Source organism: Staphylococcus sp. aM, assembly GCF_052975125.1.
Map to the genome: position 1 here is coordinate 600,177 of NZ_CP121447.1, position 26,478 is coordinate 626,654.

Here is a 26,478-nt window from a genome sequence, read left to right on the forward strand (position 1 = left end):
CCCCTTTAAATTTGATGTCGTGTTTAATCATCTTTAAGAAGTTAACTTTAATTTAATCTTCTATGATAAAATTAATGATAGTGCTTACATAAATAATTGTAAAGTTTGACATATTGCAAAATCTAAATTCATTAATAGAACTAATAATGTTATATTAAATAATAATAAAAATATTATTTGGGGAGGTAAACATGTCATTACATATTGATCATGTGACGAAGAAATTCAATCAATTTACGGCAGTCAATGATATTTCTATCCATCTTGAAAAAGGGAAAATGCTTGGCTTTTTAGGACGTAATGGTGCAGGTAAGACAACCACCTTTAGGATGATATTAGGATTAAGCGAACCTACTGAAGGACACATTACATATGATGGTCATGCGATTGATCAGTCAATGTATAATCGAATTGGCTACTTACCAGAAGAACGTGGTTTACATCCTAAAATGACTGTGGAAGATGAACTGACTTATCTTGCAACACTTAAAGGGATGTCTAAATCAGATATTAAGAAAAATATTGATTATTGGCTCAAACGATTTGCTATAACAGAAAATCGTCATAAACGTATTGATGCCTTATCCAAAGGTAATCAACAAAAAATTCAATTATTAGCAAGTATGTTGCATCAACCAGAATTACTGATATTAGATGAACCTTTTAGTGGTTTAGACCCTGTTAATGTTGAATTACTCAAATCAGCTGTAAAAGATTTAAATGATCAAGGTTCAACAATTATTTATAGTTCTCATCGTATGGAACATGTTGAAGAGTTATGTGACGATGTATGTATCTTGAACCATGGTGAACTTGTGGTATCAGGTGACATACATGACGTGAAAGCCTCACATGGTTATAAGCAAGTTATCATTGAAACTGATAAATCAATGCCTGACATAGCTGATATTGAAGGTGTGATAGGTTTTGAAACAAATAAACGTCATATCAAAGTGACGATACAAGATGAATCCGTTGCAGAAAAAATATATCATCATGTCATCTCACATGGCTATGTACGTCGCTTCCAAGTACTAGAACCTTCCCTTAAAGACATCTTTATTGATAAGGTGGGTGATTTACATGAATAAATTTTGGGCTACATTTGGACTCACATATAAAAGTAAAGTGAAATCTAAATCTTTTATCATCTTCATGGCGATTGTCATTATTTTAATGATAGCATTATCCAATGCTGACAAAATCATGGATATGTTTAAAGGTGACGGTGATCAAATCGGTATCGTAACGAATAGTGAGCCAATATACAAAGTCATTAAACAACAAGGAAATGTGATTGATGAAGATGCTTCATTTAAAAAGGTAAGTAAACAAGAAGCGAAGAAACAAGTGAAAAATGAAAAGTTAAAAGAAGCCTATATCATTAAGGTGAAAGATAAACAACAGTTATCAGCAACTATCTTGAGTAAAGAAAGTGTCTCACAAGAAAAAGAGCAAAAAATAAATGGGGTACTGACATCGATTCAATCTAAACTAGTCGCATCGCAACTACATTTAAGTAACAATGATTTGAAAAAATTACAGTCCCAAAGTAAGGTTGACAGTCAAGTCCTCTCAGATAAGAAAGATCAGCAACTGGATGAAGGTCAAAAACTACTTAATTTAGTTCTAGTATATGCGATTCTAATGTTGATGTTCTTTATTGTTTTCAATTACGCAACACAAGTTGCAATGGAAATTGCCACAGAAAAAACATCAAGAGTCATTGAAATGATTATTACGAGTGTATCTCCAATCACTCATATTATGGCTAAGATTGCAGGGATTATCGCTGTCGCTTTAACACAAATTGTAATAATTGTTGTAGTTGCTATCATTTGTATCTTTGCCTTTGATTTAAAACGAATGTTAAAAGACTTTCATGTATCCATGAGTCATATCACTTGGCAAGTTTTAATCGTAGGATTGTTATGTATGATTATCGGAATATTAACATACGTGTTGCTAGCGGCAATATTAGGTTCTTTAGCAACAAGAATTGAAGATATTAACCAAACATTAATGCCATTAACTTTATTTGCAATGATTGCTTTTTATATTGCGATATTCAGTATGTTTAAACCTGACATTTTATTAATAAAAATAACTAGCTTTATACCTTTTTTAGCACCTTTTGAATTGTTAGTACGTGCCCAATCGACTGAGTTACAAGTTTGGGAAATCATCGTTAGTATATTAATATCAGTTGTAGTGATGTTTATTTTATTATGGATCGCCGTTAAAACATATAAAGATTCTGTATTAACTTTTGAAAAAGGACTATTTAATACCATTAAAAAGGTAATGAAAAAATAATTAAAAAAGAGGAAGCGCGTTAAATTAAACTTGTAAGAGTTTACAAAACGTTCTTCCTCTTTAATTTGTATTTTACTATGGCATATTAGTAGAAAAAGTGTAACAATATGTATGTATTAGCAAGCCAATTAATATAATACAATAGAAGATAAATAGGCATCACAAGCGACATTTTTTTATATTATTCAGTGACTCTTTACCCCGAGTTACTTATAACTAAGGTTTTAATGAAATGACAATCAGATTCATGTCTTGGATTTAAGAGGTAGATAATTCATATGAACTCATGTATGTTGTATAAAGTGAAGCTTCATAGATAATGAACAGAAAGGCGTAATGTTTGTGATGGTTTATTCTTTTTTTATATTTATATTAGCGGGTTTATGTGAAATTGGAGGCGGCTACTTAATATGGTTATGGCTTCGGGAAGGCCAACCATCGTGGCTAGGTGTTATTGGCGGCGTGATACTCATCTTGTATGGTGTGATAGCAACACTACAAACATTTCCGACATTTGGAAGAGTATATGCTGCATACGGGGGCGTATTCATCGTTATGAGTTTAGTTTGGTCTATGCTTATTGATAAGAATATGCCAGATAAATACGATATACTGGGTGCATTCGTCTGTTTAATAGGCGTCTTAATTATGCTGTTACCACATCGGGCATAATAAACGTGTTTGAAAGGGAGAAGTATGTAATGAATGTTGAAATTGAGCATCAAAGATATGGTGTAGACTTAATTAAAATTGATAATGAAGAAACCAAAATTGTGTTTACAAATTATGGTGCGAGAATTGTGTCATGGAAATATCATGACAACAATATTGTATTAGGGAATGTTGTTGAAGCGGATGAATTTTATTTTGATAATCCATTTAGATTTGGGGCGACTGTTGGACGATATGGTGGTCGTATTTCAAATGCGACTTTTAATTTAGAAGGAGAAACATATCAATTAGAAGCTAATGATGGCCAACATCATATTCACGGTGGTAGTCATGGTTTAGATTCTAAATTATTTGACTATGAAGTTGTAGACGATTTAGGACATGTCAAAATCATTTTCAAAACAACGTTAAAAGAAGCAGATGATCATTATCCAGGGGATATGGAAATTAAAGTCACTCATACATATGATGCGAATCATTGTTGGACAATTCAATATGAAGCTATATCAACGAAAACTACTTTGTTTAACCCTATGAACCACGTTTATTTTAATCTTAATCGAGATAATAACGTTATTGATAATCATCGAGTGTCTAGCTCTAAATTGAATATGTATCCATTAAATGAGGATCATATGATTAGTTCAGACAACACGTTAGATATACAACAGATATTTAATAAGGACGCCATATATTTTAAAGACATTTTTGAAAGTAGCCATGAGCCGATATCACAACAAGTGTCTCAATTTAATGGTTTAGATCATCCGTTCAAAGTAGGGGAACAACAATTATCAATAGATAATGATGAGTTTCAATTAGATGTTAAAACGGATATGCCTTACGTCATATTATATACATTTAATCAACCGAAAAACTGGAAAAGTGATGCAAATATTTATAAAGCACATTCGGGTTTGACAATCGAGGCACAGTATTTGCCAAATGATATTAACTTATATGGTGATCAAGCTTCATCAATATTAAAAGCGAATGAAATGTTTTATTCACAAACGAGCTATCAAATTCATGAGAAATAAGTTAAAGAGTAGAATAAACATCGTTTTTTACGATGTAATTGTTCTACTCTTTTTATTGTTTTATTTTTTTGTTTATTTTGTTGCACGTTGATACATTTTTTCAAGTTTCTCATATCTTTTAGACGATAAATATGGATTTTTCAATGCTGATGCGATTCTGTCTGCATTTTTTCTGTCATTATAATAAATGTCGTTTAATGTTTGGACGGATAGTTGTGTATCTAATTCGGCTTCCTTTATTAATTCTAAGTGATGATGTTGACTGACATATCCTTCTTTAATGACACGACAATAAAAGCCCGTTTTGCCTGATTGAGACATACGTTTAACCAAGTCAGAAAGCCCGTACTTTGCTTGGATTTTCCAACAGGGTTCTCTAATTTCAGAAACTTCGATAATTGCATCGCCTAATTGATATTGGTTACCGAAATAAACGACATTTTCATCTAAATCTTCAATTGTCAAATTCTCACCGAACATGGCGTACTCTGGCATATCAAGTAAATCACCACGATACATGTCATAGTTCTTTTTACTAAAACAGCATACGGCTTTATCTGGACCACCATGATCTTTATAAGCTTGTTCATCATCAACAAATCCTAATTTTGATAGCCACATTTGATCTTTAAAAGGTTGTTTATTGATTGCTGATTGCATAGGTTTGGCATCTTTGTATTGAAGTGATTCTATTTTTCCTGTCGAAATGGCGTACACTGGTATCATCATGGTCCCCCCTAAATTATTGTTTGAAGTGTATTTTACTATAGAATTTCATTTTTATGAAAGATTTTAAAATATATTAAAAATTAAACGTTGATTATGGTATGTTAAATTGAAAAAGTCATGTAAAATAAGAAATGTAAACGATTTAGAAAAGGGGCTCATGACGTGATGAATGATGTAAAACAACTCAAAATGATGACGCTAGATGATGTTTTAAGTCAAATCGAGGATGGTATGACGCTCGGTATTGGCACAGGAAGTACAATTGAATTATTAGTGCCTAAAATCGCTCAACTTATTGATGAAAAACATTATAATATTATCGGAGTATGTACTTCTAATAAGACGGCGTTTTTAGCTAAAGAATTAAATATTAATATTGTTGATGTAAACGATATTGATAAAATCGATTTAGCTATTGATGGTGCTGACGAAGTAGATCCTCAGCTTAACCTTATTAAAGGTGGCGGTGGAGCGCTATTTAGAGAAAAAGTAATCGATGAAATGGCAGACCGCTTTGTGGTTATTGCTGATGAAAACAAAGTTGTTAACTACCTAGGTGAAACATTTAAATTACCGGTTGAAGTAGATAAATTTAATTGGTATCAAGTTGCTAAGAAAATAGAAACAATTGACGGCGTGACAACAGAACGTCGTGTTACGGATGATGTCCCATTTACGACTGATAATGGTAATTATATTTTAGATTGTGCATTACCAAAAGGTATTGATCCTTATGAAATGCATGAATTTTTAATTCACATCACAGGTGTTTTAGAAACAGGTTATTTCCTTGATGTGGCTGACCAAGCAATTATCGGCACACAACAAGGTGTTAAAAAGATGAATCGACAAGTATAATATCTAGTAAAATTAACTCTTACTCAATAACAAAAGCGTCTATGGCCGTTCATGAGAACGACTATAGACGCTTATTTTAATATGATTCAACTTTTATTGTGCACTGTTGAATAAATCGACTAAACTTTGAGGACTATTTGCACCTAGACAAATATCTAATAATTCATGAGATTCTTTAGCTTCTTCCTCACTTCTAGGGAACATTTTTTCTTCGTATAAAGCAATAGCTTTATCAATATCATTTGGATGTTCAGCGATTAATTCCGCTAATTCCGCACCGTCTAACATTGCTAAATTAGCACCTTCACCAGATGGTGCCATTAAATGTGCAGCATCACCAATTAATGTGATACCTGATTGACGTTTCCAACGATGTGTATCAGGTAGAGCATTAATTTTACGAGGTGTAATAGAACTATCCGCTTGAGTAATTAAAGCAGTGACTTCTGGTGACCAACCTTTAAATTCTGCAGCTATAGTATTAGTTGCTTCTTGGCCATTTGAAAAATCAATGCTATCTATCCATTCGCTATCACAATTCATTTGAATATACGTGTGTAAAATATCGCCTGCTTCTCTATGAGCAACTATACCTTTATTTGGTGATAGAGCATACATTGCACCTTTGCCTACTTTGTTAGCTGTTTTAGGATATTGACGATCAACATCATATAAATAGGTTTCAATAAAGGTATAACCAGAATAATGTGGTTTAATATCAGTTAATATATTGCGTACTTTAGACCAAGCACCATCTGCACCAATAAGTTGAGCAGTTGTTACAGATGTGTTATCTCTAAATACAACTTTATATTGTTTTTTATCCAATTTTTCTACGTGGTCTACTTTTTTATTCCATTCAATCATGTCTTTTGGTAATGAGTCGATTAAAATATTTCTTAAATCACCACGTAAAACTTCTGGTCGGCCATTGGATTCGTCGTCAGGTAAATCTAATAGTAATTCACCATTTTGATTTACAATACGTGTTGCGTCAGCGCCTTTTTGAATAATAGAACGGAATTCATCCATTAAGTTTGCTTTTTCCAGTGCAACTTGACCATTATATTCATGTATATCTAACTGTCCACCTTGTGTACGTGCGTCACGTGATGCATCAGATTCATACACTTTAGCAGGTATGCCATTCACATATAGTACACGTGCTAATGTTAAACCACCGATGCCACCACCAATTATTGTAATAGGGTTATTATTTTCTTCTAAATTCATCAAACCACTCCTTAAAGAATGAGGAAATATATTATAGTATCTTAACATTCCTAATAAATATAATTTTGCCTGACTAAATTTACCCATTTAGGTTCGACATTTAAACGTTAAAAAAACCCGTCCACTCATTAATATGAATGTGACGGGCTTGATTAATTAATATTTGTTGTTAGGGCTATGTTCTTCAGTTTGTTTGATTTCATCTTGTAAATCAGAAACAACGGATGAACGACGATCTTGTTTATATGATGTATGTTCTTTTAAATGATCAGTTGACTCAGAGTCATGACCATGATCTTGAGCGTCATACTTATTGTCTTGATGTTGAGCATCTAATGTATCTTTATGACGATCATGGTTATCTGAAATTCTACTATTATCATGCTTAGTTTCAGTATAATCATTGTCATTATCATCGCTAACATGATCTAAATAATTATTAGGTTCTACTTCATCTAAATTTTGATTCGTCTTTTTATAAAAGATAGCACGAATGATTAAGCTTAAAATGATATAAATTAAACCAACAGCAGTCGTAGCTAAGGCGATGACTTTCATAGAGAATAAATCGCCAATTTCTTCACTAAACAAGAATACTAAACCAAATGACATTGCTGCGTGGAAAAGTGTAGCAATATAAATGGTACGACCATTAGTAGCTCTAATTAACTCACCTACAATCATTGAGAAAGCAAATGTATATAAGAAATGATAGCCTGCGAACTCAAGACCGTATGTTGTATTAGCATTAAAGATAGAATAAATGATACCTACAACAATACTCGCAAATAATGTGTTCATCTTTGTTTCAACGATATGTTGCAAATATGAACGGAAACCTAATTCTACTACAAACGCCATGATTAAATGACCGATTAAAATTGCGAATATTGACACAGATAAATCAGATGCTTGTAGTAGGATGAAACTATCTGCGAATGTATTGAAGCAGAACATACCGATAATGAAAATAAATAAAGGTATGATTAATGCGAGTAATAAACGCTCAATAACTTTGAGACTAAAAGTGAATTTTAAACTCGCCATTTGTTCTTTTTTATGTTTAAAGACAAGTAGACATATGATAGCTGCAATAAATGGAGAAAGGTCTGTAATGTCGAATACAAAACGTTTCACGCCTATTGCTGCTTGGAAATCTCTAAGTATTACGAATAAGGCCATTGTCACGACAAAAAACACAAATATTGTCATTGCCCATTGAAACCCAGAAATTCGATTGTTTTTCATTTTATGTAACCTCCATTACGGAAACAAGCAATTATTGTTTTATTTACAATTATACATCTTAAAAGATGATAGATAAATTGTCTATTTTAATTATCATCAAAATGTAATAGTAATGAATTATAAACGTAATTAAATTTAGGTTAAACGGGAATATAAGAACAACATTGAATTAAGTGTGAGCCAAAGTTATACTTTAATTATAAGGATAAAGCAAAGAAATCAAGGGGGAAGAACAATGTATCAACTAGCTGAACCAAGCTTATGGACTGGAAGATTAGATAGTGAAACAGATGCCAAACAATTTAGACATTTTCAAACTATCCAATTTAATGACTTAAGACAAGTAGAATTAGCATCTAAACAAAAAGGTGTTGGTATCTTAGGTTATGCGATTGATAAAGGTGTCGAACTAAATAAAGGGCGTGTAGGTGCAAAAGAGGGGCCTAATGCGATTAAAAAAGCGTTCGCTGGCTTACCAGATTTGAATCAATGTGAACAAATCGTTGATTATGGAAATGTCGAGCATGATCATGACGCACTAATTGATACTCAAAAGGAATTTGCAGAATTAGCAGCTAAGTCTATTCATAATCATAAGCAAACATTCTTATTAGGTGGTGGGCATGATATCGCCTATGCACAATATTTAGCGACTAGACAAGTGTATCCTAATGAGTCAATTGGGGTTATTAATATTGATGCCCACTTTGATACACGTGATGAAGGTGAATCCACTTCAGGTACGAGTTTTAGACAAATACTAGAACAAGACGACAATGCAGATTACATGGTATTAGGTATTTCTCAAGGTGGTAACACACAAGGTTTATTCGACTATGCTAAAGAAAAAGGCGTATCATTTGTTTATGCTGATGAATTATTACATCAAGTATCACCACCGATTAAAGATATGATTGAACGTTTTATTCACGATCATGATGTAATCATGTTTACGATTTGTATGGATGTTGTAGATAGTGCCTTTGCTCCAGGTGTTAGTGCTCCAGCAGTCTTAGGCATCTATCCACATACAGTGTTTGAATTAGCAAAACGCATTGTCCCAAGTGAAAAGGTTAAATCAGTAAGTATTGCTGAAATGAACCCTAAATACGATCAAGACAATCGTACAGCGAAACTGATTGCGAATTTAGTGCATCACTTCTTATTATAAATTCCAATAATCAATACATTGTTCAATAAGAGAAAGTACTTGTTCAGAGTGCTTTCTCTTTTTTAAATAATTAATATAAATTTTGCGTCCTAAATTAGGGCGTATTTTAATGTAGTCTAAATTCCGTGTATTAAATGATTGGTAATAAAATCGAGGAATAACCGCATAACCAATACCTAAATGGACTAGATTAGTAGCGGATTCAAAACGATCAGATTCCATAATGATATTAGGGTGGATACCTACTCTATTAAAATAATCATCTAAGTGTTTACGAACTTGAGAATTTTTATTCGGCAAAATTAAAGGTAAGTCATCCAATTGAATCGTTTTTTGCTTTGGAAATGCATCTTTAGGTGTTAATAATATATAAGATTCTTTATATAATGCGATCGATGTAATATCTTGATGGCGTATTTCTTCGTTTGTTAAGGCAAAATGAACATTAAAGTTGGTAAGTTGCTCAATGGATTGATGTTGATCATGCACTTCATAAATTCGGTATTGCTGATTAGGGTAACGCTTATGATGTGCACGGATGACATTGGCCATCCATTGACTCGTGGATTCTAAAATGCCCATTTTAATACGGGGTTCCGAAGACACATTTAAATCATACATTTTTTCAACTGTTGAACGATAGGATTCTACTAGATCTTCAGCATATTTATAAAACTGAATCCCTTTTTCAGTGATTTTAATATCTTTGGTAGTACGCATAAATAAGTCGTATCCTAAATCAGCTTCCATTTTTTTAATAGCTGCAGTTAAGGAAGGTTGACTAATATGTAAAAAATTAGCGGCTTTCGTAAAACTATTGTATTTTACAACGGCTAAAAAATATTCTAATTGAATGATTTTCATAGGTCATCTCCTATATATCATAGTTTTTATCTATAAATAATTAGTTTATTTATATTTGTTATCTATATCTTAGCATAATATAATATGGTTGTAACAACCTGATTAATAGTGATTGTTATCTTTTGAATAGTACGAATATTTAGAAGATAATGATTAAAGAGAAACTTAATATATTTTGGATTTTGATATTATTTCGGATGGGAGAGATAGTAATGAGAGAAATTCATGCAAAAAAAGGGTTAGATATCGAATGTAAAGGTTGGGAACAAGAAGCAGTACTACGAATGCTATATAATAACTTAGATCCAGAAGTAGCGGAACACCCAGAAGAACTTGTGGTATATGGTGGTATTGGTAAAGCTGCTCGTAATTGGAAAGCCTTTGAAGCAATTGAAAATACATTAAGAGATTTAGAAGCAGATGAAACAATGCTTGTACAATCTGGTAAACCAGTGGCAGTATTTAAAACACATGAAGAAGCGCCACGAGTATTAATTTCCAATTCAGTTTTAGTGCCTGAATGGGCGAACTGGGATCATTTTAATGAATTAGATAAAAAAGGCTTAATGATGTATGGTCAAATGACAGCAGGTAGTTGGATTTATATTGGTTCACAAGGTATCGTTCAAGGTACTTATGAAACATTTGCTGAACTTGGTAATCAAGAATATCAAAGTGATTTAACAGGTACAGTAACACTTACTGCTGGATTAGGTGGTATGGGTGGTGCACAACCACTTGCTGTGACTATGAATAATGGTGTAGCTATTTGTGTAGATGTCGACGAAAGTCGTGTTGATAAACGTGTCGAAACAAAATACTGCGATATCAAGACTAACGATTTAGATGAAGCATTAAAATTAGCTGAAGACGCTAGACAAAAAGGGGAAGCTTTATCTATAGGATTAGTAGGTAATGCAGTAGACATTCACAAAGCTATTTTAGACAAAGGATTTAAAATTGATATTATTACTGACCAAACAAGTGCACATGACCCATTAAATGGTTATGTACCACAAGGATATTCAGTTGAAGAAGCTAAAAAGCTACGTAAAGAAGATCCAAAAAAATACGTAGAATTATCTCAAGCTTCAATGGCTAAACATGTTGAGTTAATGCTTGAATTCCAAAAACAAGGTGCCGTTGCATTTGACTATGGTAACAATATCCGTCAAGTTGCATATAATAACGGAGTAAAAAATGCATTTGATTTCCCAGGATTTGTGCCTGCATATATTAGACCATTATTCTGTGAAGGTAAAGGACCATTCCGCTTTGCAGCATTAAGTGGTGATCCAAAAGATATTGAACGTGCAGATGAAGAAATGAGAAAATTATTCCCGGATAATGAAAAATTAATTCGTTGGTTAGATCTAGCAAAAGAGAAAATTTCTTATCAAGGTTTACCTTCAAGAATTGCATGGTTAGGCTATGAAGAACGTGCCAAAATGGGACTAGCACTTAATAAATTAGTGCGTGATGGTGAAATTTCTGCACCAATTGTTATCGGACGAGATCATTTAGATTCTGGTTCAGTAGCAAGTCCAAACCGTGAAACAGAAGGTATGCGAGATGGAAGTGATGCAGTAGGTGACTGGGCTGTACTTAATGCATTAATTAATACTGCAGCAGGCGGTTCTTGGATTTCATTCCACCATGGCGGTGGCGTAGGTATGGGTTATTCATTACATGCTGGTATGGTTGTTGTAGCAGATGGCTCAGAACGTGCAGATCGTCGATTAGGACGTGTATTAACTACAGATCCGGGTATGGGAGTAGTAAGACATGTTGATGCCGGTTATGACATGGCCATTCAAACGGCTAAAGATAAAGGCATCAAAATTCCAATGATTGATGAAGCAGGTGATAAATAATGAACGATTTAATTATTCAAAACATTAAAGAGCTTATTTTACCAAAATCAACTGATCGTCCTTTAAAAGGTGCGGAACTTGATCAATTAGATGTGATTGAAAATGGTACGGTAGTTGTGAACGACGGTAAAATTGTATATTCAGGACCACATACTGATAAATATGATGCTGAACAAGTGATTGATGCTACAGGTAAAGTAGTGTCACCATCATTGATTGATGCACACACGCACTTAGTTTTCGGTGGCTCAAGAGAACATGAAATGTCATTAAAACGACAAGGTAAATCTTATTTAGAGATATTAGAATCTGGTGGCGGTATTTTATCAACAGTTAAAGCCACACGTGACATTAGTGAAGAAGATTTATTTAAAAAAGCTGAACACGATTTACTAACAATGATTCAACATGGTGTTTTAGGCGTTGAAAGTAAAAGTGGTTATGGTTTAGATAAAGAAAATGAACTTAAACAATTAAGAGTGTCTAATCGTTTAGCAGAGAAATACGGTTTAGATATGAGACATACATTCTTAGGACCACATGCGGTTCCTAAAGAAGCAGAGTCTAATGAAGCGTTCTTAAATGAGATGATTGAGCTTTTACCAGAAGTAAAAGAATATGCAGACTTTGCAGATATCTTCTGTGAAACGGGTGTATTCTCAGTTGAAGAATCTAAACATTATATGCAAAAAGCGAAAGAGGCAGGATTTAAAGTTAAAATTCATGCTGATGAAATTGATCCACTTGGTGGTCTAGAGTTAGCTATTGACGAAAATGCAATTTCTGCTGATCACCTTGTTGCTTCAAGTGCAGAAGGTAAAGCAAAATTAAAAAATAGTGACACAGTAGCCGTATTATTACCAGCTACGACATTCTATCTAGATAAAAATGATTATGCAGATGCGAGAGGTATGCTAGATAATGATGGTGCTATCGCTATTGCAACAGACTATAACCCTGGTAGCAGTGTTACTAATAACTTACAATTAGCTATGGCCATTGCCGCATTGAAATTAAAATTATCACCAAATGAAGTTTGGAATGCGGTAACAGTTAATGCAGCAAAAGCTATTGATTTAGACGCAGGTACAATTAATGAAGGCGACAAAGCTAATATCGTTATTTGGAATGCGCCAAACCATGAATATATTCCTTATCACTTTGGTATCAACCATGCTCAAAAAGTGATTAAAGATGGTAGAGTAATTGTAGATAATGAATTTTCATTAGATTAAGACAAAGTGTTCATTGAAATGACCGTGCCGACATTGTCGGTACGGTTTTTTGTTTATAGTAAAAGGATCAGTGTATTTTTAGAAAAGTTTGACAATTATGTTACTATATATAGAAAAATAGTTTTTAGGTTGAAAGGGATGGAGATAACAATGACTGATTATACAGACTATGTGAATTGGCGACGAACATTTCACCAATTCCCTGAAATATCAGAGAAAGAATATGAAACTACACAACGACTTAAACGTATTTTAGAAGCACATGAGATAAAAATTTTAGATTTACCTTTAGATACAGGATTAGTTGCAGAAATAGGACAAGGGGACCAAATGATTGCGATTAGAACTGATATAGATGCGCTACCTATCAATGAGCAAGTCGAACATGAATTTACGTCAACCAATCAAGGTGTCATGCATGCATGTGGTCATGATATTCATATGGCAAGTATATTAGGCGTTGCAACACAATTGAAAGCCCAAGAGAATGAACTAAATGGTCGAGTGAGAATCATTTTCCAAGCGGCAGAAGAGCTAGGTCATGGAGCTAAAAAAGTAGTAGCTACAGGTGTATTAGACGGTGTAAAAGCAGTTTTAGGTTTCCATAATTATCCAACGATGGACATTGGTGACTTTGCAATTAAAAAAAGGTCCTATTACATCTGCAGTAGACCGTTTCGAATTTGATATTAAAGGAAAAGGCGCGCATGCTGCTAAACCAGAACAAGGTAATGACCCAACGGTGGCTTTAGGTCAACTGATTAATAGTTTACAAACGATTGTTAGTAGAAATTTATCTGCATTTGATAATGCCGTTGTTACAATTGGTGAAATTTCATGTGGAAATACATGGAATGTCATTGCGGATCAAGCCTATGTACAAGGTACTGTCCGTTCATTTAAACCTGAGCATAGAGCGTATATCGAACAACGAATGAATGAAATTGCTGATGGTTTAGCACAAACATTTAATTTACAAGTTGATTGCCGATATACACGACTTCCTGGAACAGTGATTAATGATGATGAATTAACTGATATAGCGATAGAAGTAGCAGAAGATGTTGGTTATCATGTATCAATTATGGATTTACCATTAACAATTGGTGAAGACTTTTCTGGTTATACAGAAACGTATCCCGGCGTATTTGCATTCATTGGATCTAATAGTGAGTATGATCTACATCATCCTTTATTTGATCCTGATGAACGTATTTTAGAAAAAGTGCCGACATATTTTGTGACACTCACTAAACGTCTTCTGAATCAATAGTCTCCATAAATTGTATAAAGATAGTATGATTAACATCTGGATAACCTTGGGTATATGAGAACATATACAAATTGAGGAGATGAATTTGAAATGTCAGCACAAGATCCTAGAAATAAATTCAAATCAACAGACTATGAACAACAAGAGCAGCCACTTCCAGGCTTGCAAAGCCAATTAAAACCTGAACCAGATTGCGGTGAGACATCATACGTCGGACACGGTCGATTAAAAGGATATAAAATGTTAGTCACTGGTGGCGATTCTGCCATTGGACGCGCAGCAGCTATTGCTTATGCTAAAGAAGGCGCAGATGTTGCTATTAATTATCTTCCAAGTGAAGACAAAGACGCACAAGAAGTTAAACAAGTGATTGAAGAAGCGGGACAAAAAGCAGTGTTACTGCCTGGTGATATACGTGATGAACAATTTAACTATGACATGGTCGAAGAAGCACATCAACAACTTGGTGGGCTGGATAATGTGACATTAGTAGCTGGACATCAACAATACCATGACGATATACAAGGGTTTGATACACAATCATTTAAAGAGACATTTGAAACCAATGTATATCCTATATTTTGGACAGTACAAAAAGCGTTAGAATATTTACAACCAGGTGCATCAATTACAACAACATCATCTGTTCAAGGATATAATCCAAGTCCTATTTTACATGATTATGCCGCTTCGAAAGCTGCAATTATCTCATTAACAAAAAGTTTATCAGAAGAACTTGGCGCAAAAGGTATTCGTGTCAATTGTGTAGCCCCAGGACCATTTTGGTCACCATTACAAATTACTGGTGGACAACCACAACGAAATATTCCTGAATTTGGTAAGGAAACACCACTTGGCCGTGCAGGACAACCTGTTGAATTATCAGGAACATATGTCCTATTAGCATCTGAAGAATCAAGTTATACAACTGGACAAGTCTTCGGTGTGACAGGCGGTATTCAAATTAACTAATGAATATAAGTTGGTCGATAAAGTGTTAATACTTTATCGACTATTTTTTTGTGACAAATTATATGATAACTATATCCAATTTTATTATGAATTTGGAATAAAAATATGTTTAATGTAAAATAAAAATATAAAATTATTAACCTTTTTGAAGAATGAAATTTAATTAAAAAATACCCTATATATTTAAGGGATTGGCATTTTATACGAGGACATGCAAATTAAATCTTATATCTAAAGGAGGTTATGACATGGTGAAAGATAGGTTTATAAGGGTTGCTCCGTTCATAATAGGTATAATCGCTATAGTTATATTTTCGTTATTTACTAAAAATCAATGGTTTTTAATCATTTTAATACTTTTATTTGCTTTAACCAATGCATTAAAAAATCTGTATTTTGTTAATAAAAATATTAAAAATAATATCATATGGATTAATCAAACAATCGACCGGTTATTAGGTATTATTGCGGGGTGTTTGTATTTAGGTTATGCCGGAATAGTGCTAATATCACAATCCCATGTATGGATTGGTTTCTTAATCCTAATGGTAACTATGGCGTTTGTTTTTTATATAGAAACTAAATTACAAATTGATGATGATACACAAAGGAAAAATCATCGAGATTATAAAGTGATCTCTCAACAACGTGAACGACAATTTAAAATACTGATGATTAGTATGACGATCATTTCTATTATTTTAATGATTGTATCACTTTATTTAAAATGGTGGATCGTCTTTGGTATAGCTATTGCAATGTTATTCGTAGTTGCTGTTGCATTAATTATTTATGAAAAATATTTTACGACGAAGTTATAATTTATGATTGACGTCATAGGAATTATCTTGTAACGTAAACGTTAAATATGAATCACTTATCAAGAGAAGTGGAGGGACTGGCCCTATGAAGCTTCGGCAACATTGAATCATGTGCCAATTCCAGTAACCTGTCTAGGTTTGAAGATAAGGGGATAATCGTTGTAGATGGACCTCTTTTCTTTATCATAAGGAAAAGAGGTATTTTTTGTAAGGAAGTAGGTCTAATGATGAAAGAAACTAAAAAGGGTAATGCTTGGGCGTTATTTCCGTTATTATTATTTATGTTGTTATTTTTAGGTGTAGGTATCATCTCGGGTGATTTCACGACGATGCCGTTAAATGTTGCGATAACGATTACAGTAATCGTTGCTTTGTTGATGAATCGCAAAGAAAAATTTGCCACTAAAGTTGAAGTGTTTACTAAAGGTGCAGGTCATTCAAATATTATTTTAATGATGCTTATCTTTATTTTAGCAGGCGCATTTTCTACGACTACAGAGAAAATGGGTGGCGTGACTTCTACTGTAAATTTGGGATTGTCTCTCATCCCTGAAAATTTAATTATAGTAGGTTTATTTATCATTTGTATGTTTGTTTCTATTTCAATGGGAACATCAGTAGGCACAGTAGCAGCTATTGCACCAGTAGGATTTGGCTTTGCGCAAGCAACAGATGTCTCTGCAGCATTAGCTATGGCTACAGTAGTTGGTGGCGCTATGTTTGGAGATAATCTTTCTATGATTTCTGATACTACGATAGCGGCTGTACGTACACAACATACGAAGATGAAAGATAAATTTAAAGTAAACTTTAGAATTGTTTTACCAGGTGCGATATTAACTATAGTTGTACTATTTTTCCTAACAAATGGTATTTCCATGGATCATTCTAAAAGTTATGATTTCCAATTAGTTAAAGTCATTCCATATCTATTGGTGTTGATTCTAGCGCTAGTTGGTGTCAATGTGATTATCGTTCTTATTGGTGGAACAGTTTTATCTGGAATCATTGGTCTTATTGATGGCTCATTTGGTTGGAAAGGATTACTAAGTGCTGTATCTAAAGGGATTATAGGTATGGAAGATATTGCGATGATTGCCCTATTAATTGGTGGTTTAGTAGGACTTATTCAACATAATGGCGGTATAGATTGGTTGTTAAATGTAGTTAGAGGGCGCGTGAAATCTAAACGTGGGGCTGAAATAGGTATTGCCAGTTTAGTTAGTGTAGCAGATATTGCAACAGCTAATAATACTATTTCAATCATTATGTCAGGACCATTAGCTAAAAATATAGCAGATGAATATGATGTTGATCCACGTAAATCAGCTAGTATTTTAGATATATTTGGTGGATGTTTCCAAGGCTTATTACCATATAGTCCTCAAGTTATTTCAGCTGCAGGAGTGGCTGGTATCTCACCATTCTTACTTGTACCTTATAGTATTTATCCAATCATGCTTGGAGTATGTGGGCTGATTGCTATTTTAATTGGGTATCCGAAATTAAAAAATAAAGCATAAATATGATTAAAAACTGAGACTTTTTAGTCTCGGTTTTTTAGTTGATAAATAGAATTATAAATATTGAAAATGTTTTAAGTCAGCGTTTTAATGGTAAACTAGACTAAATGTGTAGAAGCGCAATCTTTTTTAATGTATAAATGTTTGGAAGTTTGAACAAATACGTTAAAATAGTATTAAGAGTGAAAGTAGGTGACTGAAAGTGGCAAAGTATAATGTGGAAAATGAATATGTAGAAATTGATATTGAACGTTTATTAAAATATTCACCAGAAACAATTTATGAAGCTTGGACGAAAGAAGATATTCTTAAACAATGGTTTATGACGTCGAAACGTACGAATAAATCATTTGAAGCAGATGTCCAAGAAGGTGGTAAGTATCGTATCGTTGATAGTAGAAATGGCAAACAAAATATTATCGAAGGTACATACGAAGAATTAGTCATGGATGAATTTATTAAAATGACAATAGGTATGCCAGGCTTAAGTAACGATGAGGATATTATAGAAGTAGAATTCTTTGAACGTGAATCAGGTGGCACACAAATGTTCTTCTATTATCAATCATATATGGAACGCGAAAGAAGATTAACCAACCTTGAATACAAACAGAAAAAGAAAGAATATCATGATTCCACTGCACATGGATTTGAACTTATGTTTGATAAAATGAATGCAGTGTTAGAAGAAATTGAAGAACAAAAAAATAACTAATTCGTTTTAAACATAAGTTATATAAGCCAGTAAATGAACTTAAGAAAGCTCATTTACTGGCTTTTTATCTTTATAGGCTAATGCATCAATTGAGGTCGCCTTTCTCTTTGCGTTCATTATATTTTCTGAGCAGCGTTTCAAAGAAAATATGATAACTAATGAAACTTGAATAGTCAGTGCCATCATTTAAATAAAATGTATTACTAGATACATAAACATTATAATTTGCTTGTTGGGCTAACGAATTATCTTTCATCGTTGTGACAGAGATAAAATATTTTTGTCTCAATTGTAATAACTGAGTCACTTCTTTTAATTGATATGTTTCTCCAGATAGTGAAATGATAAAGAAAAGGTCTTGCGATACTGTTTTGTTTAAGACCATTTTTAATTCGTGGACATCATAAAGAATAATGATGTTTTTATGCATTGTTAATAATATTCTTTGTGCTTCTTCAGCCACATTGATTTGAGCTCGACCTGTTCCATATAAATATATCGTTCCAGCATCATTCATTTTATTAGTTAATAGTTCATAATCTATACGATCTAAATAATTAAATGTATTTTCAATTTCTTGTCTAAATGATTCGATAGAGTCAGAAGGCAATTGATTTTTCTTTTCACTTTCAAATTTTAAAAATGATTTGAAGTCACTATAACCATCAAATCCTAATTTTCGTGTAAAGCGATGTATAGTGGCATTTGATGCATGTGTATGTTGCGCCAAGTCTTGAATTTTCAAATTTTTACATAAATCAACATGGGTATTAACGAAATTTGCAATTTGTAAATCATTGTCATTGAGTTGATTAAAGTTCGCGTTCACACGTTCATCTAGAAACATGACGACACCTCATTTGTTAGTGTTGAAAAAATTTTCATCATAAGAAAACATAATCTGATTATACAAAATACTTTCAAAATGCGTCAATGACGTTGTAGTGATGTAAGCGTTTACTATATATTAGAAACAAGATAAGACATTGAAAGGAATGGTTTAATACTCATTTTCAATGTGAAATAGAACGAAATTGGGATGTGGAGGTAATTATAATGAATGCAATCAAACGTTTTGGTAGTGCAATGATTGTACCTGTCTTGATGTTTGCTTTCTTTGGGATTGTACTTGGGTTTGCAACATTATTTAAAAACCCAACAATTATGGGAGGTTTAGCAGACCAACATACATTTTGGTTTAAATTTTGGTCAGTAATAGAGTCAGGTGGTTGGGTCATATTCAACCATATGGAAATTGTATTTGTAGTAGGTTTACCATTATCTTTGGCTAAAAAAGCACCTGGACATGCTGCACTAGCTGCATTAATGGGCTATTTGATGTTTAATACATTTATTAATGCGATATTAACGCAATGGCCACATACATTTGGTGCCAATTTAGAAAAAGGCGTTGAAAATGTTACTGGTCTTAAAGCAATTGCCGGGATAGAAACATTAGATACTAATATTTTAGGCGGTATTATTATCTCAGGTATTATTACATGGATTCATAATCGTTATTATAGTAAACGTCTTCCAGAAATGTTAGGCGTATTCCAAGGATTAACATTTGTAGTGACGATTTCATTCTTTGTTATGTTACCTGTTGCAGCAATTACATGTGTCGTATGGCCTACAGTTCAACATGGTATAGCGTCAGTACAACACTTTATTATCGGATCAGGATATGTAGGCGTGTGGTTATATCATTTCTTAGAAAGAGTGTTGATCCCAACAGGTTTACATCACTTCATTTATGCACCGATTGAAGTTGGTCCAGTCGTTGTCAATCATGGTCTCAAAGCGGAATGGTTGCAACATTTAAACCAATTTGCAGAAAGTAGTAAACCGTTAAAAGAACAATTCCCATACGGCTTTATGTTACAAGGTAACGGAAAAGTATTCGGCTGTTTAGGTATTGCATTAGCTATGTATTCAACAACACCAAAAGAGAATCGTAAAAAAGTGGCTGCATTGTTAATACCAGCAACACTTACAGCGGTTGTTGCGGGTATTACTGAACCATTAGAATTTACATTCTTATTTATTGCACCATATTTATTCGTATTACATGCTTTACTGGCAGCTACAATGGATACAATTATGTATGGATTTGGATTAGTAGGTAACATGGGCGGTGGTGTTTTAGACTTCTTAGCTACAAACTGGATACCACTTGGCAAAGAACATTGGATGACATATGTGATTCAAGTGGTTATTGGTTTAATATTTGTAGGTATTTACTATGTATTATTTAGATTTTTAATATTGAAATTTGATATTCCACTACCAGGTCGTCGTAAAAATGAAGAAGAAGTTAAATTATTCTCTAAACAAGATTACAAAGAGAAAAAAGGCGAAGGCAAGACGGCGCAACCTCAGTCAACCGGAAATGAATATGATGATAAGGCAGCTTATTATTTAGAAGGACTTGGCGGTAAAGAAAATATTAAAGATGTTACTAATTGTACAACTCGATTAAGATTAACAGTTAATGATGAAAATAAAGTAGAAGACAGTAGTTATTTTACACATAATCAAATGGCACATGGCCTAGTTAAAAGTGGCAAAAGTGTACAAGTCGTTGTAGGTATGTCTGTACCACAAGTGAGAGAATCATTTGAACACTTAGTTTACGATAATGATGAAAAATAATTAAAACAAGGGATTCCGAAACAATATCGTTTCGGAATCCCTTTTATAATTAGTGTTTAAATAGTTGAATTATGAAATTCTTGCTTTATTTATCATTTTAGATTTATATCCTGCTGAAAGAATATCTATGTTACGTGTTGCTATAGTATGTAGTAATTTAGAAAAAATATCAGGAGGACAAATGATACTTGCACAATTTTTATTTAATGTATAGCTAATATTATAGTGATTCATATACATATTCATAATATCAATCACTTTGTCTTTGATAAATGCGTCTTGTAAGCCATCGATAGATAATTCAAATCGTTTAGCAGATTGGTATAAACGTTCTGAATCAAGTAATTCGTCTAGTTGCTTTGGTGATAAAATTTGGTAAATGGTAAAGTTATGGAAACTTAAAAAGCTAATAAAGTAAGGTAGTTGTTGTTTAGGTAAGCTGACTTCTAAAGCGTACATACCTTGTTGTTTAAAGATTTGGTATTGAAATGATTCACAAAACTTAAGTTGTTTACAAAGCTTTGTTAAAGATTTGCGTGATGATCGCGATTTTAAATCTGCGATATTGATGATATAGGTTTCAAATTTGTCTATCAACATGTTATGCCTCCCAATTGCTAACATTCGTACGTGGCTCAAATAATATATAGTTATGTAGGATATTTGTTTTTTTATTTCGTTAAATTGATTGTACCACGCTTCTTTTTGATATTCACTAGGACTTTTGAATGAAGGTTAATAAGAATATGGATATAAAGCTAGCGAAATCAAGTGTACCATGGTGTTTAGCATTTTATTAAAATCTCGTTACAAAGACTTTATACACCTTAAAATATCGAAAAATTCTGAAAATAATATTGTTCATAATTATGAGTTGTGATAATATTTGTCATTATTAACGATTTAGGATGTGTTTATATGTTGAATCGTATGAGTCAATTTGCCACTAAGACATTTATATTTTGGATGTTAGTGGCAGCTATAATTGGTTTTGTGTTTCCATCACATATGGCTATATTAGGAGGATTTGTCCCTTACTTATTAGGTATTGTCATGCTAGGAATGGGAATGACGATTGATCCAAAAGATTTCAAGATTGTATTACAATCACCTAAACCCGTTATTATTGGGGTGATTTTGCAATTTACGATTATGCCAACATTAGCCTTTCTGATTGCCAAAGGTTTTCATTTACCACCAGAAATTGCGATTGGTGTCATTCTAGTAGGGTGCTGTCCGGGTGGAACATCTAGTAATGTCATGAGTTACTTAGCTAAAGCGAATGTGGCGTTATCTGTTGCAATCACAAGTGTTTCAACTCTGATTGCACCTTTTGTCACACCAGCACTGATTTATCTTTTTGCGCATGAATGGTTAAATGTATCATTCACAAGTATGTTGTGGTCTGTTGTTCAAGTGGTACTGATTCCAATAATCATTGGATTTGTTTTCCAAAAGGTAGCGCGCCAATTTGCTCATAAAGCAGCGACGGCATTACCGCTTGTATCTGTTATTGCGATTTCACTTATATTGGCAGCTGTAGTTGCAGGTAGTAAAGCACAAATTTTAAAAACAGGATTACTTATTTTTGTCGTCGTAATATTACACAACGTATTAGGATATACAATTGGTTATCTATTAGCTAAAGTGTTTAAAATGGATTATCCAGATAAAAAGGCAGTTGCTATTGAAGTGGGTATGCAAAATTCTGGTTTAGCAGTTTCACTGGCTACTGTTCATTTCAGTCCTTTAGCTGCAGTACCGGGGGCAGTGTTCAGCTTAGTACACAATATTTCAGGTCCTATTCTTGCTAAATACTGGTCTTCTAAAAGTAAACGTCTCTGATGCACTTTTAAGGGAAATGGAAAGTCTGATTATGTTAAAATATGAATCAATGAACATATTTAACTTAAGAGAGACAAAGGAGCACATATATTATGTACAGAGCAGTTGTATTTGATTTTGATGATACGATTATCGATACAGAAAAACATCTTTTCGATGTCATCAATAAACATTTAGTAAAACACAACGAAGCCCCTATATCGTTAGCTTTTTATCGTAGATCGATAGGTGGTGCAGCAACTGAGCTTCATCAGTATTTAGAATCATTACTTGGTTCAGAGAAGAAAGCAGCAATATATAAAGAACATAATGATACAAGTAGCCAACTTCCGATCGTTGAAACGATTGGAAATTTAATGGCATATTTAAAACAACGTCACATTCCAATGGCTATTGCAACAAGTAGTCATAGAGAAGATATACTTCCTACCTTCCATAAATTAGGTTTAGACGAATATATTGATGTCATTGTAGGCAGAGAAGATGTTTCGAATGTCAAACCTGATCCTGAACCTTATTTAACAGCGGTGCAACAGTTGAATTATAATCCAACCCATTGTTTAGCAATAGAAGATTCAGTTAATGGTGCAACTGCTGCCAATTTAGCTGGCTTGGATGTTATCGTCAACACGAATGTCATGACAGAAGAACAAGATTTTACTTCAGTAAACTATATTGCCAAAGATATTGATTTTGATGACATTGTGCAACGCTTTTTTGAAGTGAAATAGGAGGTATGGCATGTTTTACACGATACTATTTTTTATAGCTGGTCCACTTATTATTGGTATAGGTAATTTAATCTTAGGACCCATATTTAATAAACGTGTTCCATTTCATGTGCATGTAAGATCATTTGTAGTGGGGACAGTGATTTATTTGATTTTAGCTACAATTGGATATTTCCTATTATTACAAGGTAAACTATAAAAATGCCCGTTTCAGATTGAGATCATTAACTCAATCTGAAACGGGTTTCTTCATATATGAAATAAATTATTACATGATTTTTAATAATAATGTAACTAAAATTAACACGATTAAAATCGCATCGATACCGACCATTATGGCAAAACGTGTTGTCTTTTGACCTTGTGATTTTGCTAATTTCATGGCTTTATAATTCGGTATAAAACTGATAATTAATAGTATTAAAATGATGACGCCAATCAAAACTGACATTAATGTTGACCTCCATTTCGTTTTTCAATATATTCCCAAATAAAACCAGCAATGATACCAATAACAATACCTATTAAAACACCTAATTGAATCTGTGATATCAATGCACCAATAATTAAACCAATGATGATTGCTATAGGCAATGTAGTACCAAATTTCATTTTTCTCTCTGGAGAATCTAAAACTGTAAAAGCAACTACATAAATGATAAAGAATGCAACTGCAGCTAATACAGATTTACCAATGAGTGGTAGTAAATTTGGGTTTTTAACTGAAAAATAATTGAGTAAGAAAAAGATAATTAAAAAGATAGCTGAAATTTTTAGTGCTTTTTTAATTAATGTTTGACTCATAACGATCTCCTTAATGATGATATGAAAAGTATATCATAAACCATAATTGAACAAACGTTAAAGAATCTTGAGAACATAAATGAGTTAGAGATTAAATAAAACTATATTAGAAAACAAAAACAGTGACCATTACGATTATTTCGAAGTTAAAAAACATGAATCATTTTCTTTTTTTTAAATATTTTTTAAGGCAGTTGTTTATTGCAAATGTAGTAAAATTGCGGTTTTGCAAAAGACTGCCATGCCAGTTTTGTAAGCGATTTCAATAAATTGTTAAAATATTGTTTCAATTTCGTCATTTTATAGTATAATTGCGTAAATAAGATTATTATTATTTTATCTTAGTAAAAAGAGGTGGGTTATTGTTATGGAGAATAATGAATTAAAAAGGGGATTGAGTGCACGTCAAATGCAAATGATCGCACTTGGCGGTACGATTGGTGTAGGTTTGTTTATGGGAGCAACAAGCACCATTAAATGGACTGGGCCATCTGTAATATTTGCATATTTAATTGCGGGTATATTTTTATTTTTAATTATGCGAGCAATGGGAGAAATGATATATATTAATCCGACAACGGGTTCATTCGCTACATTTGCAAGTGATTACATACATCCAGCAGCAGGTTATATGACCGCTTGGAGTAATATATTCCAATGGGTTGTTGTTGGTATGAGTGAAGTAATAGCAGTAGGAGAATATATGAATTATTGGTTCCCGAACTTACCAGCTTGGATACCGGGAATTATAGCAGTTCTTTTATTAACAGCAGCTAACTTAGTGTCAGTTAAAGCGTTCGGTGAATTTGAATTCTGGTTTGCGTTGATTAAAGTTGTAACAATTATTTTAATGATTATTGCAGGATTTGGATTAATTTTATTTGGAATTGGAAATGGCGGACATCCAGTTGGTATTTCTAATTTATGGTCACACGGTGGATTTATGCCAAATGGTATTGTTGGATTCTTCTTTGCATTATCTATTGTCATTGGTTCATATCAAGGGGTAGAATTAATTGGTATTTCAGCAGGAGAAACAAAGGATCCACAAAAAAATATTGTCAAAGCAGTTAATGGTGTCATTTGGCGTATATTAATTTTCTATCTTGGTGCTATCTTCGTTATCGTTTCAGTTTATCCTTGGGATGAATTAGGAAACATCGGTAGCCCATTTGTAGCAACATTTGCTAAAGTAGGTATTACATTTGCAGCAGGATTAATTAACTTTGTTGTATTAACAGCAGCAATGTCTGGTTGTAACTCAGGTATCTTCAGTGCGAGCCGTATGATTTATACATTAGCACGTAAAGGTCAATTACCTAAGATATTCACTAAAGTAATGAAAAATGGTGTGCCATTATATACAGTATTAGCGATTTCTACAGGTATTTTAATTGGAGCATTATTAAATGTGATATTACCAACTTTCATTAAAGGTGCTGATAGCATTTTCGTATATGTTTACAGTGCATCTATTTTACCTGGTATGATTCCTTGGTTTATGATTTTATTTAGCCATATTCGCTTTAGAAAATTACATCCAGAAGAAACGAAAAACCATCCATTCAAAATGCCTGGTGGTATGGTAGCAAGTTACTTAACAATTGCATTTTTAGTTATTGTTTTAATTGGAATGTTATTTAATAAAGAAACAGTGGTTTCAGTAGTGATTGGTATTATTTTCTTAGCTATCGTTACTATTTATTACTTCATTAGATATAATAAAGCTGAACAACAGGCAAGAAAAAATAATACATTAAAATAGTTTGATTTTAAAGAGGTTGAGACATAAAGTTTTTGTGCTTTGGGGAACCGATTAACGGGGTCCTTAAAGTAGGATTTTCTGTAGGAAATCCTAAACGCTTTTGTCCTAACCTCTTTTTTCTTTCGAACTATAGA

25 protein-coding genes, 1 pseudogene and 1 riboswitch are annotated in these 26,478 nt (G+C 33.0%); of the genes and pseudogenes, 18 read left to right on the top strand and 8 right to left on the bottom strand.

The window, feature by feature from the left end; translation table 11 throughout:
• Positions 1-191 precede the first annotated feature (191 nt).
• From P7F85_RS02740 to P7F85_RS02755, 4 genes are all read left to right on the top strand, one after another.
• A complete protein-coding gene (locus P7F85_RS02740; protein ID WP_015364756.1) occupies positions 192-1,091 on the top strand; it encodes an ABC transporter ATP-binding protein in 900 nt (299 codons plus the stop codon).
• The gene (locus P7F85_RS02745) at positions 1,084-2,316 is read left to right on the top strand and encodes an ABC transporter permease (RefSeq protein ID WP_447158561.1); all 1,233 of its coding nucleotides are present in this window, start codon (positions 1,084-1,086) and stop codon (positions 2,314-2,316) included. The genes P7F85_RS02740 and P7F85_RS02745 overlap by 8 nt, the downstream gene beginning before the upstream one ends.
• Before the next feature lie 345 nt (positions 2,317-2,661).
• On the top strand, positions 2,662-2,988 hold the full coding sequence (locus P7F85_RS02750) for a YnfA family protein (RefSeq protein WP_002466554.1): 327 nt from the start codon (positions 2,662-2,664) through the stop codon (positions 2,986-2,988).
• A 29-nt stretch (positions 2,989-3,017) separates the two neighbouring features.
• The gene (locus tag P7F85_RS02755) at positions 3,018-4,028 is read left to right on the top strand and encodes an aldose epimerase family protein (protein WP_002466549.1); all 1,011 of its coding nucleotides are present in this window, start codon (positions 3,018-3,020) and stop codon (positions 4,026-4,028) included.
• 72 nt (positions 4,029-4,100) lie between these two features.
• Here the strand turns inward: P7F85_RS02755 and P7F85_RS02760 are convergent, their stop codons facing one another.
• Positions 4,101-4,754 carry an MOSC domain-containing protein gene (locus P7F85_RS02760; protein ID WP_015364757.1) on the bottom strand — a complete coding sequence of 218 codons (654 nt, stop codon included), beginning with the start codon at positions 4,752-4,754 and terminating at the stop codon, positions 4,101-4,103.
• Between the two features lie 168 nt (positions 4,755-4,922).
• On the opposite strand from P7F85_RS02760, the gene P7F85_RS02765 reads away from it, so the two are divergent.
• Positions 4,923-5,615, top strand: a complete 693-nt coding sequence (locus P7F85_RS02765) for a ribose 5-phosphate isomerase A (RefSeq protein ID WP_015364758.1) — start codon at positions 4,923-4,925, stop codon at positions 5,613-5,615.
• 93 nt (positions 5,616-5,708) lie between these two features.
• On the opposite strand, the gene P7F85_RS02770 is transcribed toward P7F85_RS02765, so the two are convergent.
• Complete coding sequence (locus P7F85_RS02770) at positions 5,709-6,848, bottom strand: FAD-dependent oxidoreductase (protein WP_015364759.1); 1,140 nt, start codon at positions 6,846-6,848, stop codon at positions 5,709-5,711.
• A gap of 156 nt (positions 6,849-7,004) precedes the next feature.
• A complete protein-coding gene (locus tag P7F85_RS02775; RefSeq protein ID WP_002467298.1) occupies positions 7,005-8,096 on the bottom strand; it encodes a CPBP family intramembrane glutamic endopeptidase in 1,092 nt (363 codons plus the stop codon).
• Between the two features lie 235 nt (positions 8,097-8,331).
• Here P7F85_RS02775 and hutG point away from each other — a divergent pair, with 235 nt between their 5' ends.
• The gene (gene hutG, locus P7F85_RS02780; RefSeq protein ID WP_019236048.1) at positions 8,332-9,267 is read left to right on the top strand and encodes a formimidoylglutamase; all 936 of its coding nucleotides are present in this window, start codon (positions 8,332-8,334) and stop codon (positions 9,265-9,267) included.
• Here the strand turns inward: hutG and P7F85_RS02785 are convergent.
• The gene (locus tag P7F85_RS02785; RefSeq protein WP_031464045.1) at positions 9,262-10,131 is read right to left on the bottom strand and encodes a LysR family transcriptional regulator; all 870 of its coding nucleotides are present in this window, start codon (positions 10,129-10,131) and stop codon (positions 9,262-9,264) included. The two genes, hutG and P7F85_RS02785, sit on opposite strands and share 6 nt — an antisense overlap.
• 212 nt (positions 10,132-10,343) lie before the next feature.
• On the opposite strand from P7F85_RS02785, the gene hutU reads away from it, so the two are divergent.
• From hutU to P7F85_RS02820, 7 genes and pseudogenes are all read left to right on the top strand, one after another.
• A complete protein-coding gene (gene hutU / locus P7F85_RS02790) occupies positions 10,344-12,005 on the top strand; it encodes a urocanate hydratase (protein ID WP_002467035.1) in 1,662 nt (553 codons plus the stop codon).
• Positions 12,005-13,240: an imidazolonepropionase gene (gene hutI / locus P7F85_RS02795; RefSeq protein WP_002467033.1), complete on the top strand. Its 1,236-nt coding sequence runs from the start codon at positions 12,005-12,007 to the stop codon at positions 13,238-13,240. Before hutU ends, hutI begins: the two co-directional genes overlap by 1 nt.
• 150 nt (positions 13,241-13,390) lie before the next feature.
• Positions 13,391-14,513: pseudogene (locus P7F85_RS02800) on the top strand (amidohydrolase).
• Positions 14,514-14,603: 90 nt separating this feature from the next.
• Positions 14,604-15,485 carry an SDR family oxidoreductase gene (locus tag P7F85_RS02805; protein WP_002467034.1) on the top strand — a complete coding sequence of 294 codons (882 nt, stop codon included), beginning with the start codon at positions 14,604-14,606 and terminating at the stop codon, positions 15,483-15,485.
• Between the two features lie 248 nt (positions 15,486-15,733).
• Entirely contained in the window at positions 15,734-16,306 is a 573-nt protein-coding gene (locus tag P7F85_RS02810) for a hypothetical protein (protein ID WP_015364764.1), read from the top strand.
• Positions 16,307-16,359: 53 nt separating this feature from the next.
• Positions 16,360-16,457, top strand: a riboswitch (SAM riboswitch).
• Positions 16,458-16,533: 76 nt separating this feature from the next.
• On the top strand, positions 16,534-17,829 hold the full coding sequence (locus P7F85_RS02815; protein WP_031464044.1) for a Na+/H+ antiporter NhaC family protein: 1,296 nt from the start codon (positions 16,534-16,536) through the stop codon (positions 17,827-17,829).
• Positions 17,830-18,031: 202 nt separating this feature from the next.
• On the top strand, positions 18,032-18,544 hold the full coding sequence (locus P7F85_RS02820) for an SRPBCC family protein (protein WP_002465540.1): 513 nt from the start codon (positions 18,032-18,034) through the stop codon (positions 18,542-18,544).
• Between the two features lie 85 nt (positions 18,545-18,629).
• Here the strand turns inward: P7F85_RS02820 and P7F85_RS02825 are convergent, their stop codons facing one another.
• Positions 18,630-19,391, bottom strand: coding sequence for a MurR/RpiR family transcriptional regulator (locus tag P7F85_RS02825; RefSeq protein ID WP_002465544.1), 762 nt, complete (start codon positions 19,389-19,391; stop codon positions 18,630-18,632).
• A gap of 209 nt (positions 19,392-19,600) precedes the next feature.
• Between P7F85_RS02825 and P7F85_RS02830 the strand changes: the two genes are divergently transcribed.
• Complete coding sequence (locus tag P7F85_RS02830) at positions 19,601-21,199, top strand: alpha-glucoside-specific PTS transporter subunit IIBC (RefSeq protein WP_019236046.1); 1,599 nt, start codon at positions 19,601-19,603, stop codon at positions 21,197-21,199.
• A gap of 69 nt (positions 21,200-21,268) precedes the next feature.
• Here the strand turns inward: P7F85_RS02830 and P7F85_RS02835 are convergent, their stop codons facing one another.
• Positions 21,269-21,799 carry a hypothetical protein gene (locus P7F85_RS02835; protein ID WP_002465536.1) on the bottom strand — a complete coding sequence of 177 codons (531 nt, stop codon included), beginning with the start codon at positions 21,797-21,799 and terminating at the stop codon, positions 21,269-21,271.
• Positions 21,800-22,117: 318 nt separating this feature from the next.
• Between P7F85_RS02835 and P7F85_RS02840 the strand changes: the two genes are divergently transcribed.
• From P7F85_RS02840 to P7F85_RS02850, 3 genes are all read left to right on the top strand, one after another.
• Positions 22,118-23,044 (top strand): bile acid:sodium symporter family protein, encoded by a 927-nt coding sequence (locus tag P7F85_RS02840; RefSeq protein WP_002465539.1) that lies wholly within the window; start codon positions 22,118-22,120, stop codon positions 23,042-23,044.
• A gap of 92 nt (positions 23,045-23,136) precedes the next feature.
• Positions 23,137-23,775, top strand: coding sequence for an HAD-IA family hydrolase (locus tag P7F85_RS02845; protein ID WP_046464424.1), 639 nt, complete (start codon positions 23,137-23,139; stop codon positions 23,773-23,775).
• Between the two features lie 10 nt (positions 23,776-23,785).
• A complete protein-coding gene (locus P7F85_RS02850) occupies positions 23,786-23,974 on the top strand; it encodes a hypothetical protein (protein WP_002465537.1) in 189 nt (62 codons plus the stop codon).
• Positions 23,975-24,043: 69 nt separating this feature from the next.
• Here the strand turns inward: P7F85_RS02850 and P7F85_RS02855 are convergent, their stop codons facing one another.
• Entirely contained in the window at positions 24,044-24,226 is a 183-nt protein-coding gene (locus tag P7F85_RS02855; RefSeq protein ID WP_002465541.1) for a hypothetical protein, read from the bottom strand.
• Positions 24,226-24,579: a hypothetical protein gene (locus P7F85_RS02860; RefSeq protein ID WP_031464041.1), complete on the bottom strand. Its 354-nt coding sequence runs from the start codon at positions 24,577-24,579 to the stop codon at positions 24,226-24,228. The genes P7F85_RS02855 and P7F85_RS02860 overlap by 1 nt, the downstream gene beginning before the upstream one ends.
• Before the next feature lie 367 nt (positions 24,580-24,946).
• On the opposite strand from P7F85_RS02860, the gene P7F85_RS02865 reads away from it, so the two are divergent.
• A complete protein-coding gene (locus P7F85_RS02865; protein ID WP_015364770.1) occupies positions 24,947-26,344 on the top strand; it encodes an amino acid permease in 1,398 nt (465 codons plus the stop codon).
• Positions 26,345-26,478: the final 134 nt, after the last annotated feature.

Bases quoted from the DNA above. Each gene is read 5' to 3' on its own strand.
- P7F85_RS02740 (WP_015364756.1), top strand. From the start codon at position 192: ATGTCATTACATATTGATCATGTGACGAAGAAATTCAATCAATTTACG.
- P7F85_RS02745 (WP_447158561.1), top strand. From the start codon at position 1,084: ATGAATAAATTTTGGGCTACATTTGGACTCACATATAAAAGTAAAGTG.
- P7F85_RS02750 (WP_002466554.1), top strand. From the start codon at position 2,662: ATGGTTTATTCTTTTTTTATATTTATATTAGCGGGTTTATGTGAAATT.
- P7F85_RS02755 (WP_002466549.1), top strand. From the start codon at position 3,018: ATGAATGTTGAAATTGAGCATCAAAGATATGGTGTAGACTTAATTAAA.
- P7F85_RS02760 (WP_015364757.1), bottom strand. From the start codon at position 4,754: ATGATACCAGTGTACGCCATTTCGACAGGAAAAATAGAATCACTTCAA.
- P7F85_RS02765 (WP_015364758.1), top strand. From the start codon at position 4,923: ATGAATGATGTAAAACAACTCAAAATGATGACGCTAGATGATGTTTTA.
- P7F85_RS02770 (WP_015364759.1), bottom strand. From the start codon at position 6,848: ATGAATTTAGAAGAAAATAATAACCCTATTACAATAATTGGTGGTGGC.
- P7F85_RS02775 (WP_002467298.1), bottom strand. From the start codon at position 8,096: ATGAAAAACAATCGAATTTCTGGGTTTCAATGGGCAATGACAATATTT.
- hutG (WP_019236048.1), top strand. From the start codon at position 8,332: ATGTATCAACTAGCTGAACCAAGCTTATGGACTGGAAGATTAGATAGT.
- P7F85_RS02785 (WP_031464045.1), bottom strand. From the start codon at position 10,131: ATGAAAATCATTCAATTAGAATATTTTTTAGCCGTTGTAAAATACAAT.
- hutU (WP_002467035.1), top strand. From the start codon at position 10,344: ATGAGAGAAATTCATGCAAAAAAAGGGTTAGATATCGAATGTAAAGGT.
- hutI (WP_002467033.1), top strand. From the start codon at position 12,005: ATGAACGATTTAATTATTCAAAACATTAAAGAGCTTATTTTACCAAAA.
- P7F85_RS02805 (WP_002467034.1), top strand. From the start codon at position 14,604: ATGTCAGCACAAGATCCTAGAAATAAATTCAAATCAACAGACTATGAA.
- P7F85_RS02810 (WP_015364764.1), top strand. From the start codon at position 15,734: ATGGTGAAAGATAGGTTTATAAGGGTTGCTCCGTTCATAATAGGTATA.
- P7F85_RS02815 (WP_031464044.1), top strand. From the start codon at position 16,534: ATGAAAGAAACTAAAAAGGGTAATGCTTGGGCGTTATTTCCGTTATTA.
- P7F85_RS02825 (WP_002465544.1), bottom strand. From the start codon at position 19,391: ATGTTTCTAGATGAACGTGTGAACGCGAACTTTAATCAACTCAATGAC.
- P7F85_RS02830 (WP_019236046.1), top strand. From the start codon at position 19,601: ATGAATGCAATCAAACGTTTTGGTAGTGCAATGATTGTACCTGTCTTG.
- P7F85_RS02835 (WP_002465536.1), bottom strand. From the start codon at position 21,799: ATGTTGATAGACAAATTTGAAACCTATATCATCAATATCGCAGATTTA.
- P7F85_RS02840 (WP_002465539.1), top strand. From the start codon at position 22,118: ATGTTGAATCGTATGAGTCAATTTGCCACTAAGACATTTATATTTTGG.
- P7F85_RS02845 (WP_046464424.1), top strand. From the start codon at position 23,137: ATGTACAGAGCAGTTGTATTTGATTTTGATGATACGATTATCGATACA.
- P7F85_RS02850 (WP_002465537.1), top strand. From the start codon at position 23,786: ATGTTTTACACGATACTATTTTTTATAGCTGGTCCACTTATTATTGGT.
- P7F85_RS02855 (WP_002465541.1), bottom strand. From the start codon at position 24,226: ATGTCAGTTTTGATTGGCGTCATCATTTTAATACTATTAATTATCAGT.
- P7F85_RS02860 (WP_031464041.1), bottom strand. From the start codon at position 24,579: ATGAGTCAAACATTAATTAAAAAAGCACTAAAAATTTCAGCTATCTTT.
- P7F85_RS02865 (WP_015364770.1), top strand. From the start codon at position 24,947: ATGGAGAATAATGAATTAAAAAGGGGATTGAGTGCACGTCAAATGCAA.